Source organism: Herbaspirillum sp. GW821-FHT09A12 (genome assembly GCF_059418325.1).
This window is the reverse complement of the sequence record NZ_JBWKPR010000004.1, coordinates 163,388-177,422: the sequence shown is the minus strand read 5'-3', so window position 1 is coordinate 177,422 and position 14,035 is coordinate 163,388. Positions and strand designations below refer to the sequence as shown.

Here is a 14,035-nt window from a genome sequence, read left to right as displayed (position 1 = left end):
TTGACCGCCTTTATCCCTTATCGGAATTAATCGAAGATACGTGTAACACATTCACACGGCGCTCAACGAGAACGCATGGCGCGATGGCGGATGTGCATTTGTCCCACACGAATCTGATCGTTCAGCGCGATATAAGGAGAAGGAATCATGTCCAAAGGAACCGCAGTCGTTACCGGCGCCGCTAACGGAATCGGCCAGGCCTATGCAGAAAGACTGGCAGCGGATGGCTTCGATATCGCCGTCGCCGATGTCGGCGATGCATCTGCCACCCGCGCCCTGGTCGAGGCCAAGGGGCGCAAGTTCTTTTCCGCCGTGGTCGATGTGACCTCGCCTGAGTCCACCTTGCAATTTGCCCAGGATGTCGCCGCCAACATGCAGCCCGTCGTCGCGCTGGTCAACAATGCCGGCATCTATCCATGGAAGTCGTTCGAGGATACCGATTACGCCACCTGGCGCAAGGTCATCGGTGTCAATCTCGATGGCGCTTTCCTGATGTGCAAAGCCTTCATCCCGGGCATGAAGGCGCGCAAACTGGGGCGCATCGTCAACATCGCCAGCACCACCTTCTGGCTTAATGCCCCCGACATGACCGCCTATATCGCCAGCAAGGGCGGTGTCATCGGATTCACCCGTGCGCTGGCCAGCGAAGTTGGCGCCTACGGCGTAACCGTCAATGTGATGGCCCCCGGCCTGACCAACACGAAGTCGATGCGCGGCACCAACGAAGAGATTTTCGAATACCTGCCGAAACTGCAGGCCATCCCCCGCATGATCGAACCGCAAGACCTGGTCGGCGTGGTCTCTTTCTTGTGCTCGCCTGATTGCGCCTTCGTCACCGGCCAGACCCTCGCCGCCGACGGCGGCCAGATTCGCAACTAAGCAGCAACTAAGCAGCAGCAACCAACAACCCGCAACTCCGCGTCAAATACGGAAACAACCAAGGAATACATGATGAGCAAACTTCTTTCCCCAGTACGCATCGGCCGCTACATTGCGCCTAACCGCCTTGTCATGGCGCCCATGACCCGCTCGCGCGCCGCCGACGACGGTGTGCCAAGCGATATCACGCTGACTTACTACGCACAACGCGCCAGCGCAGGCCTCATCATTTCCGAAGGTGTTTTCCCTTCGGCCGTTGGCAAGGGCTATGTCCATACGCCCGGCATCGCCACCGATGCGCAAGTCGCCGCATGGAAGAAGATCACCGAAGCCGTGCATGCCCGCGGCGGCCGCATCTTCATGCAGTTGATGCACAGCGGCCGCATTTCGCACCCGACGCTGCTGGACGGCGCCACGCCGGTGGCGCCCTCGGCCATCAAGCCCGAGGGCCAGGCCTGGACGAGTGCCGGCCAGGTCGACTATGTGACGCCCCGTGCGCTCGCGCTGGATGAAATCCCCGGTGTGATCGACGAATTCCGCCTGGCAACCCGCCGCGCCCTTGAAGCCGGCTTCGATGGCGTCGAACTGCATGCCGCTTCCGGTTATCTGCCGGAACAATTCCTGTCGTCGGGCAGCAACCATCGTCAAGACCAGTACGGCGGCTCGCTGGAAAAGCGTGCGCGCTTCGTGCTGGAGGTGCTGGAAGCGATGGTCGAAGAGGCAGGGGGCGACCGCGTCGGCATCAAGATTTCTCCTGAAATGAATTACAACAGCATCACCGATGCAGATCCGCAAGCGACATACACCTATCTGGTCCGGAATCTGGTCAAGTTCAACCTGGCCTACTTGCATGTGGCGTTGTTTGGCGCAAAAACCGATTACCACGCCCTGCTGCGGCCTCTCTTCGGCGGCACCTATTTCATGGGGAGCGGGCTGACTCAGGAAACCGCCGAAGCCGCGGTAAATGATGCTAAAGCGGATGCCGTCGTTTTCGGCAGCGCATTCCTGGCCAATCCAGATTTGCCCGAACGCTTCCGCGTCGGCGCGGCGCTCAATGTCCCCGATCGCAACACCTTCTTCGCGCCGCCGACGGCCAACGGCTACATTGATTATCCGACATTGGCCGGGAGTGGCGCCGCTTAAAAAGCCAGAGAATACGAAAGGCAAATTGCCATGAACACCACCATTGCACGCATGCAACGCGCTAATCGCGGGAGCGGCTTTCGCGCTTACCGCCTGCATCCCTCCAATCCGGCGCAACTTGATCCCTTCATGGGCATCGACCATGCATGGATGAGTGTGCCGACGTTCCCACCGCACCCCCATGCCGGTTTTTCTGCCGTGACTTACCTGTTCCTTGATTCGGAGACCGGCATTGCCAATCGAGACTCTCGCGGCAACCGGACTCTGATCGAGCCGGGAGGCCTGCATTGGACGGCGGCTGGCAGCGGGGTGATTCATGAAGAGAATCCTGCCGTATTGGGCAGCACAACGCATCTGCTGCAGATCTTTGTCAACCTGCCTCGGGAACGGCAGGATTTCGCCCCCTTCGCGCTTACCCTGACGCCGCGTGACGTTCCGGTGGTGCAGCGGCCCGGGGTGCGGATCCGGATTCCACTGGGCAGTTTTGAGGGCGTGCAATCGCCGCTGACTCCGCCGACTGACGTGACCTTGCTGGATGTCACGCTGGAAGCCGGCGCCGAACTGGATCTCCAAGTCGCCGCCGGGCAGCGCGCTTTCTTTATGCCGATTTTCGGCAGCGCCGAACTCGACGGTCAAACGTTCGGCCTTGATGATCTCGGTGCGCCCATCTTGCCGACATCGCCCTTGGCTACCCAGCACAAGCTCATCGCCAGGGACGGCAGCGCCAAGATTGCCGTGTTCATCGGGCAGCCACTGGATCAACCCGTGCTTTCCAATGGCCCGATGGCCTTTGCCAGCCAGGAGAAACTGGCCGCGGCAAGCGCCGCTTACCATCGTGGCGACATGGGATCGTTGTAACAGGCCGTCGCCCAGGCCGGGGCAAGTGCCTGGGCGCCCCATGCCTACTTTGGATGCAATGCCATGAAAGTTGATGATGTGTGGTGCGCCGAAAGCAGCCAATGTGCTTGGATTGCATTGGCCGGCCACGGGATTGGCGGTAGAGACGCGCACAGTTATATCGATACCCAACCTTGAAAATCATGTTCACTTCTTTCGATGATGTGCGCGACAGCATTAAAACTCCGATAAAGCAATGCCTCCCGAGTAATGCCGCGCCCATAGAGTTTGGCATTTCGTTAATCACAAGCAGGATCACGCCCGTACGGGCAGCGGTAGTGCTCTCCCTTGCGTTGGGAAAAGAAGCATTGGAACTCGCGGCAGCCTTGGAATTGATGAACCTGGCAATACATCGCTTGCACCGCAACCTCGATGATGAATGGCGTGGCGCCGAAGGGCTTGGCGTCGCCGGCGATGTTCTTGTGGGTGATTATCTGAGTACCGGCGCTTTTAGATTGCTGGTGAAATGCACCGCAACCGATGTGATGAAGGTGATCGCCGATGCCGCCCAGCGCGCCTGTGAAGCGGAACTAGGGCCTGTTAACATTTAATTTACGAGTGCGAGTGTCCAGCAAGCGTTGTCTGCCTAGGCGTGGCGACGCGTCGTAGCGGTGCTACGGCAAGGAGCCGCAACAACGGCAGGCGACGCTTGCTGGCTGCTCCCGAAGGGTTGCCTCCAGAAGACGCGCTGGCCGCGTTGCCCGGTGAGGCTGGTGGCCAACCACCAGCCTCACCGGGCGCCTTGCCACCCCGCCTTCTGGAGGCAACGCATCTCGCAAATTAAATGTTAACAGGCCCTAATGAATGTCGGTCAGGTTGAAGGTCGGCAGTATCTGCCTTCCATGGCGCTTCGCGCCGAGCCATTCGGGAAGGCTGCCGGAAGGGCCGGTGCGATATTGGCCGGATACGACAAGCATCTTGCGCACCTGGCTGCGCAGTATGGCGGGCATGTCGCCGTGGCCCAGGAATTGAGCGACGCTATCGAAGAAAAAGATACGCGAGAAATCGCAAGCAACATCTGGACTGCATTGGAGCAAGCCGAAGCTGCCGCTGAAGCGATAGGCATGTCCAATGGAAACTTGCAGCCGCGCGCTGTTTGCGCCGCGGTAAGGAAAAAAATTTCAAGTTGCCGACCCCTTGGGGCAATGCATTATTGAATCGAATGTACGGGTTCATTTCAATCCCTGCGCGATGCCGCCGGTCAGGCCGATGCACTTGAAATCAGGATTGGAATCCCACAGTGGAGAGATCATGGGCTATACCGCCAGAGACTTTAAAGCGCCGCCGCCGCATATCAAGCCGGGAGATTGGGTCCTGTGCCTTGCTTGCGATGAAAATCTGGTCGCCTGGTCTCCCCCTTATCCTCCCGATCAGATGTTGTGCAATATCTGCTGCGCTCGCGTTGCCGAATGCATCAGGACCGGGAAGGCGCAGATCTGATGATGTCGAGCGGGCAATCGCGTTCCCGCTGAACCGATATGCCCCCAAGCTCTCGGCCTGGCGGGCCTCATGATGTGCGCCGGATTGCAAATGACGCGCGACATCCAACCTTTACTTCATTAGCCTCTGCAAGGACATCAAGACTGCCCCGGTCATGCCAAGCGCTGCAATGACAGAAAAATAATCCATACAGGCCAGCAGGGTCGACTGCTGGGTAAGCGCTTGCGCAAGCGTGGCGACTGAAATGGATTGTGCTGCTTGCGGGCCAACGGCAGACGCGATGGCCTCGGCAATTCTTTGCGCGTGGTTCAGGTAGATCGGATCGTTTGCAAAAAATTTCGTATTCAAGACGCCATAATGTTCGGTTGTCCGCCATTGCAGCGTAATGGTCGCCAAAGAAACGCCAAGCGCCATCGCAAACTGAGCGACCATGTTCTTGAACTGCTGGGCATTCGAAAAGACCGTATCCTGATTCTGGACGTCACGGAATGTCTGAATCGCCGTCGTTGCCATGACAAACATCAAGAAGATGCCGTTTCCGATCAATGCCGGCAGCACATCCGACCACAGGTCGGCGCCCAGGGTCAAGCGCGACAAATGCCATCCAAACATTGCCAATGCAAGAAACCCGATGACAAAGAATTTCTTTGCTCCCGGCCACCGCGGAAGAATCCATGCCATGCAAAACCAGGCAAGCAAGGCGGCAAACAATCCCATGGTCTGGAATTTGCCAACGGTTTCCCATGCGAAGCCCAAGGTCCGCTGCATGAACACCGGAAGCATGTAATTATTGGCGCCCAACAGCAAATAGCAAAACGAAAACAGGATGACGCCAGCGACATAGCTGGGATGGCGCAAGGAGTGTAATGCCAGCAATGGCCGGTCGCGATGGCGGATGGAGCGGAAGAAGTAATACAGCGCCAATCCTGCCAATGCGAAGCCGACCAGCAATATGGCCGTATCGCTGAAGAAGTCGTATTGGGAACGTTGCAGCATATACATGCAGAAAAAACTGCCGACCACGAGGGCCATGAAGCCGACCGGATGCGACTGCGTTTGTAATTCTTGCGGGACCAGTGCGTCCGGCAACGACAGGGCCGCACATAAAGCGGTGATGACAGCCAGGCCGAGGAGAATGCCGAAGATCAGGTTCCATTTGTCGTGCGCGACCGAAAACGAGGCAAGTCCGGGAGCCAGAGCGATGCCGGCGGCGAGACCCGAAGCGAAGTATCGAATCCCTTGGAAACGGGCAGGACTTGGCGGCAGCAAGTTGATGATCACACGCCCCGATGTCATGAAGCTGCCGCCGCCTAAACCCATGACGATCCGGCCGAGCAGAAAAGCCGGAAACGATTCGCTCGTCGCGCAGATGAGGCAGCCCATGCTGAAGACGGCCAACGACCCGAGCACGAATGCGCGCCAGCCCATACGCTCCACCATCCAGCGTTGTTTGGCGATCATCGTGATTGCGGTACATGCATAAGCCGCCGTGGCCAGGCTGAATTCTTCAGGGGCCGCGCCGATCTCTCCCATGATGGGGCCGGCGCCGAATGCAATCATGCCCGATTGCAAAAACTCGATCAGCGTCAACAGAAAGATCGTCGCCAGCAAGCTGGGCCGGGGCCTGGTTTGGGTTTGGGCCGGGGCCTGGTTCAAGATGTGCCCCGACTGGCTTGCGCCTTGCCCTGTGCGCCGAGGTTTTGCTGGATGATGTTGGAGATGATCGCTTCCGCGCCGATCTCTTCGTCAGCAAATACGTCGGTCGCATAACTTTGTTTGGCGGCATCTTTCACCGTCGGCAAGGCTGACCCCGAGCGTGCGGACGTTTCCACGGATACTTTCATCGACATACCAATGCGCAAGGGATTTTTTGCAATTTCCTGCGGATCGAGCGCGATTCTGACGGGGATGCGCTGCACCACCTTGATCCAGTTGCCGGTCGCATTTTGCGCAGGCATCAGGGAGAAGGCGCTGCCGGTACCGGCATCCAGGCCGATTACGGTTCCGGTATAAGTGACCGACCGGCCGTATACGTCGGAGATGATTCTTGCCTTTTGCCCGATGCGCAGATGATTGAGTTGAGATTCCTTGAAGTTGGCGCTGACCCATAGATGATCGAGTGAAACGACAGACATCAATGTCGCGCCGGGACTGACGCGTTGGCCGACCTGGGCGCTGCGTTTGGTCACCATGCCGCTGACCGGCGCACGCAATTGCGTTCTCATCTTCGCCACGTAGGCGTCGCGCAGCTGCGTCGCTGCCGACACCACGTCCGGATGCTGATCAATGCTGAGCTGGTCCACCAATGCATGATTGGTGGAAAATTGTTCCTGCGCCACAGCCAGCGCCGCTTGCGCCGAGCGTATATTTTCTTCCGTATGCTTGAAGTCTTCGGTGGAGACCGCCCCGGTAGCGACCAACGAGCGGCGGCGTTCCATATCGGCCCTGGCGCGAGACAAATCGGCTTTGCGCAGTTCGATGTTGGCCAGCATTTGCGACGAAGCGGAAAACTGGCCGCGCACCTGCCTGACGGTCTTGGCGAGCAAGACCATCGACCTTGTCAGCGCCAGCTCGGCATCCACCGGATTCAAGGCGACGACAACCTGTCCCGCTGCAATCATATCGGTGTTGTCGGCATTGATATTGGTAACCGTGCCTGTGGTCTGGGCGGTGACCTGGACCACATTGCCGTCGACGTAAGCATCCTCCGTTGTTTCCTGATGCATGCCGGATAACAAATAGACGCAGGCATAAATCAAGGCGGCGATCAGGACAATGCCGGACGCGAGCAGTACGCTCCTGGATGGACGTTTGGGATGTTGTGCCGTGGTGTCGGCGACAGTTTTTTCTGGTTGGTTCATCTTCGCTTCCCGATATGAAAAATGTTCTGTTAGCCCAATAGTCAAGCGTCGAGAACGCCGCCGCCCAGAGAACGGATCAGGTTGAGGTCAAGCTGCAATGAGCGCGCTTCGATATCCAGAAGTGTTTTTTTCTGCGCATTGAGCAGAAGTTCGGCAGTCAAGACTTGAAGATAGGTGCCGATGCCTGCGCGATAACGTTGCACCGATAATGCGTAAGCTGTTTGCGCGGTACTGACCGCTTGCAGTTGCTGACGGTGCTGCTCTTCATGCCAGTGCATCGAGGTCAGTTGATTGACGACATCCTGGACCGCGCCGATCACGGTCTGGTTGTATTGTTCGATGGCGATGTCATATTCGGCATTGCGCGCGCCGAGGTTGCCGCGCAAACGTCCGCCATCGAAAATGGGGAGCGAAATGGCTGGGCCAATGCCTACCGTACGACTGCCGGCATTGATGAATTGGTCGAATCCCAGGCTCTGGAATCCGATGAAAGACAGCAGGCTCACGTTCGGCATGAATTGCGCGCGCGCCATGTGCACATCCTGGCTTGCCGCTTCCACTCGCCAACGCATGGCGACAACGTCGGGCCGCCGGCCGATAAGATCGGCCGGCAGTATCGCCGGCAGTCCGAAAGATGCTTGCGGCTTTATCGTCGGACGGGCCAGCGACAGGCCGCGATCGGGGCCTTTGCCAAGCAAGGCGGCAAGCTGGATCTTGGTCAGTTCGATTTCTTCCCGCGTCGAAGCCATTTGTTGCCTGGCCGAAGGAACGGCGCTTTCCGCCTGCTTCAATTCCACCTGCGAATCGATGCCGGCGACGACACGCTGCCGGGTCAACGCCAGCAAGGCCACGCGTTGCTGCAGGATGGCCTGGAACAGATCGAGCTGGTCATGGAGTTGCGCCAAACGGAGATACGCCTGTATCACGCCGGTAGTGAGCATGAGCTGCGCCGCGCGCTGGTCAACCTCGGCGCCGTGCACGCGGTCCAGGGCCGCCGCGATGTTGGCTTCGTTCTTCCCCCAGAAGTCGAATTCATAACCCAGATTCAAGGAAAGATCATTGAAGGTATTCCAGGTGCCGGCAAGCGGACTGGGAATGGTGCTGTGCTTGCTGTATCTCTGGCGGGTGTCTTTGAGCGTCGCATTGGCGTTGAGCGATGCGGCCGACTCGGCAATGCCGGCCATCGCTTGCGCTTGCCTTACTCTGGCGGCGGCAATGCGTAAGGACGGCGTGCCGGCCAATGCCTCGGCAAGCAGCGCATCAAGTTGCGCATCCGCATATCGGCTCCACCATCGTCCCTGCGGCCAGTCGGCTGTTGAGAGCGGGATATTGCTTATCGTCTTGTCGCTTTCCAGCGTATTGGCCGAAAGCAATGACGCGCGCGACGATATTGCGCCGTCGGGATTGGCGCATCCCAGCATCAGCCAGGGCAATGCTGCACAAAACAGGATGGCCAATCGATGCTCAATATATTGTCTGTTCATTTTCATCAATCGGTTATCGAATCAACGCGCCAACAAAGCGATTGCGCCCGGGAAGGAAGAAGGCTTACTCAAGACGTTCCCCAGTCTGTTGCGCATAGTGGACAAAGTCGGCGCTGATCCGCCTGGAGTGCGCCACCAACGCGCGCACGAATGGCAAGCGCGCCGCCTCGTAGCGGGCCAAAACGGCGGGGATGGGCTCGTTTTCGCGCCGTTCGCTCAATAGTTTGGCCAGCACTGCCGCATCGCCTACTCCGGTTGCGAAGCCGCTGCCCGTCATCGGAGAGACGACGTGGGCGGCGTCTCCCGCGATCGCCAAGGCGCCAACGGCCAGCCGCTCTGGTTGGTACTCCGCAATGGGCGCGCCGCTCAGCGCATCTGTCGAGCGCAGGCCGACGGAAACCGCCTCTTGCCATGCCTGAGGCCAAAGTCGCGGGACGAGTGCTGCCAACTCTGCGCGGACATCTGCGTCAATCGTGTCGCGCCCAAGGGTCCCCACAATATGGCCATCCGCCGTCAGGCAATTTTTGCGGCGGAGCAGTGCCTCCCGGTGCGCATCGAACCATGCGAATGTGACCTGCCGCCGTCCCGCCTCGACCGACCCGTCGCGACCTGGCAGCACCGCGGCGACCAGGCGGTAGCCTCCAACAAACGCTATCCACAGACCGCCGTTCGATGGCCAGGGCACCGGGCGCTGCAGCGTTTGCTCTTCGACCAGCCCGCGCCATACGACATAGCCGGCATAGCGCGCGAATGGCGTGTCGGGCGCGATCGCCCTGCGGATGATGCTGTGATAGCCGTCAGCGCCGATCACTGCATCGGCCACGCTCTCGGTGCCGTCGGTGAAGCAAAGCCGCACATGATCGCCCGCGTCGGTGACCGATGTGACGTTCTTGCCTTCTTCGAGGCTGATGCCGGGCGTCCCGGCGGCCCTGTCATGCAACCAGGAGTACAGCGCCGGCCAGGTGGTCAAATCACGATCGTGATATGCCGGCACGACGGCCAACCCCGGATGCGCACGCGGATCGCGGCCGACGGTGGCGGCCAGCGCCGCAAGATGAATGCTCAGGCTGTCGCCGCCATGTACGCGCCGGGCAGAGCGCTCAAGCACACGGACGGACACGCCCCGGTTGGCACAAGCGAGCGCCAGCGTCAGGCCGACAAGAGACCCGCCGACGACCACGATCCGTGGCGGCGTGCCGCTCATGGAGTCGGTTCCGCCTGGTCGGCAAGCGAGGCGAGGGAAGCCGTGGGAGCGGCCTTGCGATTGAGCAGCAGCACGAGCAGCAAGCCCAATCCCGATGTCACGGCGCCTGCCACGGCCACGAGGGGATAGTTCAAGCCTGCGGCGATGACCGCACCGCCAAGCGCCGCACCGGTTGCATTGCCAAGATTAAAGGCGCCGATGTTCACCGACGAGGCAAGATTCGGAGCGCCTTCCGCCGCGGCCATGACGCGCATCTGTAGCGGCGGCATCAGGGAAAAACTGGCGACGCCCCACAGGAACACGAGCACCGCGGTCGGTATCGTGTAAGGCATGAAGATGGCCAGGAGGATGAGCGAAATTGAGAGCGCGGCAAGCGATATGACCAGGGTCCGGTTCGGATAGCGGTCTGTGAAGCGCCCGCCGATCCAGTTCCCGACCGTGAGGCCGACACCGTAGGTAACGAGCATGGCCGTCACGAAGGATGTCGAGGCGCCGGTCTCGATCCGCAGGATGGGCACGATATAGGTGAACACCGTGAACATCGCGCTGGAACTCAGCACCGTTAGCCCAAGTGCGATCCATACGGGACGGCGCGCCAGTACGCGCAGTTCGGCATAGGCATTGCTGGCGGCCGGGGCCGGGATGGCTGGCAGCGTCTTCCACAGCGCCAACATCGTGAGGACGCCAATTCCGCTGATGCCCCAGAACGCGGCGCGCCAGCCCAGCACCTCGCCGGCCCACGCCGCGAGCGGCACGCCGACCACGTTGGCGATCGTCAATCCCATGAACATGGCCGATATCGCCGCCGCGCGTCGCTGAGGCGGAACGAGGCCGGCCGCCACCACGGAGCCAATGCCAAAGAAGGCGCCGTGGTTGAGGGACGTGATCACCCGGGCGACAAGCAGCATGGTGTAGCTGCCGGAGATCGCCGACAGCAGGTTGCCGAGCGTGAAGATGGCCGCTAGCCCGATCAGCAGCGCGCGTCTTGGCATGCGGCTCGTGGTCAGCGTCATGAAAGGCGCACCCAGCATGACGCCCAGGGCATAGGCGCTGATCAAGATGCCTGCGCTGGGAATGGAAACATGCAAGTCATTGGCGATCAGGGGCAGCATCCCCATGGGGGCGAATTCGGTAACGCCGATGCCGAAGGCGCCTGCGGCCAGCGCGAGAATGGGCGCGGTAGGTTTCATATGATTTCTCCTCAACCGTAAACAGCCGCAAGCGAGAGCCCGCCGGGGCCGAACACGGCAACGTAGGCAAGTCCTCCGATCAACGCCACGTTGCCGAAGAAGATATTCCTTAACATGGCGCGCATTTCGGCTGGCCCGTCGAAGGCCCAGAACTTCACGAAGAAGAACGTGACGAATGCCAGGAACAAGGCCAGCGCGACCGCGGCGATCTGCGCGCAGATGCCCAGCGCCAGCGAGGCCGCAGCCACTACTTCGAATACGCCGGTGATCCGCGAAATGACCGCCGGAGCCGGCAATCCGAGGGAGGCGATCTGTTCCAGCTCTGCGGGAACAAGCCTGAACTTGTCGATGGCGCTTGCGAAAAACAGCAGCGCGATCAACGTGCGTGCGGCCAGCAGAAGTAAATCATGCGTGTCGGTCAATTGTCGGCTCCTTCATGCGCGTGAGGTTCAGGAGGGATGGCGGCGCCGGTGAAAGTGGAGGTGTCAAGGTAGCGATATTCATAGAAGCGGCGTTTGAATCGCCATCCGTCCGCTTGCCTGACCAGTTCGTCACGGTAGATCGCCAGATTTTCGTAGTAATCCTGCTCGCCCTTGCCGCGTTCGCGTTCGGTGAAGCGCGCGATGGCCGTGTCTTCGCCGGTAAAGGTGACCACGCCAGAATGTGTCAACTGGATGAACAGGGTTTTGGGCTCAAGCAGGCGCGCCATCATGCTGGAGATGGCGTCAATCCCTTGGGCGGCGACTTGGAGCGGCGGGCCTATTTCCCAGACCGCGTCATCGGTCCACAACGCGCGAAAGGCATCGACATCCCGCTCATTGACGGCATCGGTGAAGCGGGCCGCGAGATTGCGGATGGCCAGTTCATCTTCGATTTTCTTGAGTCGTTCTGCCAGATTATGCAAATCGTCCATGTCTCACCTTATGCATGCGTGAACCGCTTCGACGGAACACCACGCGAAACCTCATGGAATACCGCCGGCTCACCACAGAGCCGGCGGTATTGTTGTTCTCACGACTGCCGTGCATTCATCGATATTTCCTGCATGCCGCAGTCGTCTTGGGCATAGTTCAGGCGATCCCGGCGCCCAGGGCGGGGAACACATCGCTGAACAACAGGCCGATCAATTGCTGGCCATCGGGGGTGGACCAATCCTTGGCGATTTCCGCCATCAGCGTATTGGTGGCAGTGAGCACCACGCCCGCATCGCGCATGCGTTGGCGGGAGAATTCTTCGGACAGATCGCTAGGCGAGCCGGAAGCATCCATCACGGCTTGCACGGCAAAGCCTTCGCGCGCAGCGTCAATGGCCGGGAAGATCAGGCAAACATCGGTGGTCACGCCCGCCATGATCAGGTTCTTGCGGCCGGTGGCGAGCACGGCATCGCGGAACTCGGGATAGGCCCATGCATTGACTACGCCAGGGCGCTTGATGCGCGCGGCATGTGCTTCAGGCAGGATCTCTGCGATTTTCGGAAGGATCGGGCCTTGGGCGCGATCTTCCTGGCTGGAGGTGATCACCACCGGCATGTTGAGGATCTTGGCCATCTTGGCCAGCGCAATCGACTGCTTTGCTGCGAATTCGTGGTCGATATTCTTGATCAGTTGCATCGTGCCGACTTGATGGTCGATCAACAGCAAGGCAGAGTCATTGGCATTGAAGTATTCGGATTTCATTAGGTTTCTCCTGAGAAGTAGATCAAGGGCAAGAGCAAGAGCCCCAGGCTTGTGTGGCGGCGCGGTTACAGTCTCCCCATTCCGCCACGGTGATATGCGGTTGTTGCCGCAATTAAGTTTTCCCGGTTGGGCGACCAGCTTGTGTGTGTCATTGCTTCGGGTGCGACCGGAAGGATGAGGACGCTCAAGTCATCGAGGCCGACACTTTGAAAATGCATTGGATGTCTGAATGCGAGTGATGGAGCTATCTTGGGCCAATTCATATTCGGGATAAATGGGGTATGATGGAAATTAATGATCCATAAATGGGATAATTGGGATGGAGCTATTGAACGACATGGCCTTGTTCATCGAGGTCGCCAACGTCATGAGTTTTCGCCGTGCGTCCGACGCCACCGGCGTGCCGAACTCCACCCTGTCCAGAAGAATTAGTACCTTGGAGAAGGCCATCGGCCTGCGTCTTTTGCACCGCACGACGCGACGGGTGGAATTGACCGAGGCGGGACAGCTCTACTATGAGCGCTGCAAACGTATCGTCGACGAAGCACGTATCGCGCACGAACAGTTGGGAGAAATGTTGGCCCAGCCCAGCGGCATGTTGCGTGCGTCGCTGCCCGTAGATTTTGCCGTCATCTATCTGGCGCCGTTGATCGCGGAATTTGCGCGTCGCTATCCCGGTATTACTTTCGATTTCGACCTCACGCCGCGGCGGGTGGATTTGATTACCGAACCGTTTGATGTCGCAATCCGCATGGGCGAACTGCCAAGTTCGAATTTGATCGCTCGCCAGTTAGCCAGGCTGTCGTCCCAGGTCTATGCTTCACCGCATTATCTTGAGATAGCCGGGGAACCGATGCATCCTTCCGACTTGGTGCAGCACGAGTGCTTGGGCTTTCCCAAAGTAGGCACTTGGACGCTGCATCGTGAAAAAGAGACCGTCGACATCGACGTCGGCGGGCGGTTTCATGTCAACAGCGTTGGGATGTTCCGGCGTTTCGCGGCTCTGGGACTGGGCGTGGTGCTGCTGCCGGCGGAGATCGCCGCCGAAGATGTGATGGCCGGTCGGCTGCGCCAGATACTGCCGGGATGGCAAGGCAATTCGATCCCCGTCTACGCGATCACCGAAACGCGTTTGCTCCCGGCGAAGACGCAGCGCTTCATCGAGTTCTTGCAAGAGCACTTTGGTTATAAAACCGGCCAAGTCGCCTAAGCGCGGCATTGGCGCAATTCCGCCAACCGATCTGGAGTGCCCCTGGCTGGA

At 59.5% G+C, this 14,035-nt stretch carries 15 protein-coding genes; 7 read left to right on the top strand and 8 right to left on the bottom strand.

The window, feature by feature from the left end; genetic code table 11:
- Positions 1-147 precede the first annotated feature (147 nt).
- The 6 genes from AC07N6_RS12985 (at position 148) to AC07N6_RS12960 (ending at position 4,359) form a co-directional block, all read left to right on the top strand.
- Complete coding sequence (locus tag AC07N6_RS12985; RefSeq protein ID WP_494781568.1) at positions 148-879, top strand: SDR family NAD(P)-dependent oxidoreductase; 732 nt, start codon at positions 148-150, stop codon at positions 877-879.
- A 72-nt stretch (positions 880-951) separates the two neighbouring features.
- Entirely contained in the window at positions 952-2,022 is a 1,071-nt protein-coding gene (locus tag AC07N6_RS12980; RefSeq protein WP_494781569.1) for an alkene reductase, read from the top strand.
- A 30-nt stretch (positions 2,023-2,052) separates the two neighbouring features.
- Positions 2,053-2,880, top strand: a complete 828-nt coding sequence (locus tag AC07N6_RS12975; protein ID WP_494781570.1) for a pirin family protein — start codon at positions 2,053-2,055, stop codon at positions 2,878-2,880.
- Between the two features lie 173 nt (positions 2,881-3,053).
- Complete coding sequence (locus AC07N6_RS12970) at positions 3,054-3,470, top strand: hypothetical protein (RefSeq protein ID WP_494781571.1); 417 nt, start codon at positions 3,054-3,056, stop codon at positions 3,468-3,470.
- A 249-nt stretch (positions 3,471-3,719) separates the two neighbouring features.
- Positions 3,720-4,076, top strand: coding sequence for a hypothetical protein (locus AC07N6_RS12965; RefSeq protein ID WP_494781572.1), 357 nt, complete (start codon positions 3,720-3,722; stop codon positions 4,074-4,076).
- Between the two features lie 94 nt (positions 4,077-4,170).
- On the top strand, positions 4,171-4,359 hold the full coding sequence (locus AC07N6_RS12960) for a hypothetical protein (RefSeq protein WP_494781573.1): 189 nt from the start codon (positions 4,171-4,173) through the stop codon (positions 4,357-4,359).
- A gap of 111 nt (positions 4,360-4,470) precedes the next feature.
- On the opposite strand, the gene AC07N6_RS12955 is transcribed toward AC07N6_RS12960, so the two are convergent.
- The 8 genes from AC07N6_RS12955 to AC07N6_RS12920 all read right to left on the bottom strand — a co-directional run bounded on the left by AC07N6_RS12955 (position 4,471) and on the right by AC07N6_RS12920 (position 12,774).
- On the bottom strand, positions 4,471-5,970 hold the full coding sequence (locus AC07N6_RS12955) for an MFS transporter (RefSeq protein ID WP_494781574.1): 1,500 nt from the start codon (positions 5,968-5,970) through the stop codon (positions 4,471-4,473).
- Positions 5,971-6,011: 41 nt separating this feature from the next.
- Positions 6,012-7,220 (bottom strand): HlyD family secretion protein, encoded by a 1,209-nt coding sequence (locus tag AC07N6_RS12950; protein ID WP_494781575.1) that lies wholly within the window; start codon positions 7,218-7,220, stop codon positions 6,012-6,014.
- A 41-nt stretch (positions 7,221-7,261) separates the two neighbouring features.
- On the bottom strand, positions 7,262-8,677 hold the full coding sequence (locus AC07N6_RS12945; protein ID WP_494781576.1) for an efflux transporter outer membrane subunit: 1,416 nt from the start codon (positions 8,675-8,677) through the stop codon (positions 7,262-7,264).
- A 91-nt stretch (positions 8,678-8,768) separates the two neighbouring features.
- Complete coding sequence (locus AC07N6_RS12940) at positions 8,769-9,908, bottom strand: FAD-dependent monooxygenase (protein ID WP_494781577.1); 1,140 nt, start codon at positions 9,906-9,908, stop codon at positions 8,769-8,771.
- On the bottom strand, positions 9,905-11,098 hold the full coding sequence (locus AC07N6_RS12935; protein ID WP_494781578.1) for an MFS transporter: 1,194 nt from the start codon (positions 11,096-11,098) through the stop codon (positions 9,905-9,907). The genes AC07N6_RS12940 and AC07N6_RS12935 overlap by 4 nt, the downstream gene beginning before the upstream one ends.
- 11 nt (positions 11,099-11,109) lie before the next feature.
- Complete coding sequence (locus AC07N6_RS12930; RefSeq protein ID WP_494781579.1) at positions 11,110-11,520, bottom strand: DoxX family protein; 411 nt, start codon at positions 11,518-11,520, stop codon at positions 11,110-11,112.
- Positions 11,517-12,011, bottom strand: coding sequence for a nuclear transport factor 2 family protein (locus AC07N6_RS12925; RefSeq protein WP_494781580.1), 495 nt, complete (start codon positions 12,009-12,011; stop codon positions 11,517-11,519). The genes AC07N6_RS12930 and AC07N6_RS12925 overlap by 4 nt, the downstream gene beginning before the upstream one ends.
- Positions 12,012-12,168: 157 nt before the next feature.
- Positions 12,169-12,774 (bottom strand): isochorismatase family protein, encoded by a 606-nt coding sequence (locus AC07N6_RS12920; protein ID WP_494781581.1) that lies wholly within the window; start codon positions 12,772-12,774, stop codon positions 12,169-12,171.
- Positions 12,775-13,093: 319 nt separating this feature from the next.
- Between AC07N6_RS12920 and AC07N6_RS12915 the strand changes: the two genes are divergently transcribed.
- The gene (locus AC07N6_RS12915) at positions 13,094-13,984 is read left to right on the top strand and encodes a LysR family transcriptional regulator (RefSeq protein WP_494781582.1); all 891 of its coding nucleotides are present in this window, start codon (positions 13,094-13,096) and stop codon (positions 13,982-13,984) included.
- Positions 13,985-14,035 lie beyond the last annotated feature (51 nt).

Coding starts and splice junctions, on each gene's coding strand:
- AC07N6_RS12985 (WP_494781568.1), top strand. CDS start 148: ATGTCCAAAGGAACCGCAGTCGTTACCGGCGCCGCTAACGGAATCGGC.
- AC07N6_RS12980 (WP_494781569.1), top strand. CDS start 952: ATGAGCAAACTTCTTTCCCCAGTACGCATCGGCCGCTACATTGCGCCT.
- AC07N6_RS12975 (WP_494781570.1), top strand. CDS start 2,053: ATGAACACCACCATTGCACGCATGCAACGCGCTAATCGCGGGAGCGGC.
- AC07N6_RS12965 (WP_494781572.1), top strand. CDS start 3,720: ATGAATGTCGGTCAGGTTGAAGGTCGGCAGTATCTGCCTTCCATGGCG.
- AC07N6_RS12960 (WP_494781573.1), top strand. CDS start 4,171: ATGGGCTATACCGCCAGAGACTTTAAAGCGCCGCCGCCGCATATCAAG.
- AC07N6_RS12950 (WP_494781575.1), bottom strand. CDS start 7,220: ATGAACCAACCAGAAAAAACTGTCGCCGACACCACGGCACAACATCCC.
- AC07N6_RS12940 (WP_494781577.1), bottom strand. CDS start 9,908: ATGAGCGGCACGCCGCCACGGATCGTGGTCGTCGGCGGGTCTCTTGTC.
- AC07N6_RS12935 (WP_494781578.1), bottom strand. CDS start 11,098: ATGAAACCTACCGCGCCCATTCTCGCGCTGGCCGCAGGCGCCTTCGGC.
- AC07N6_RS12925 (WP_494781580.1), bottom strand. CDS start 12,011: ATGGACGATTTGCATAATCTGGCAGAACGACTCAAGAAAATCGAAGAT.
- AC07N6_RS12920 (WP_494781581.1), bottom strand. CDS start 12,774: ATGAAATCCGAATACTTCAATGCCAATGACTCTGCCTTGCTGTTGATC.
- AC07N6_RS12915 (WP_494781582.1), top strand. CDS start 13,094: ATGGAGCTATTGAACGACATGGCCTTGTTCATCGAGGTCGCCAACGTC.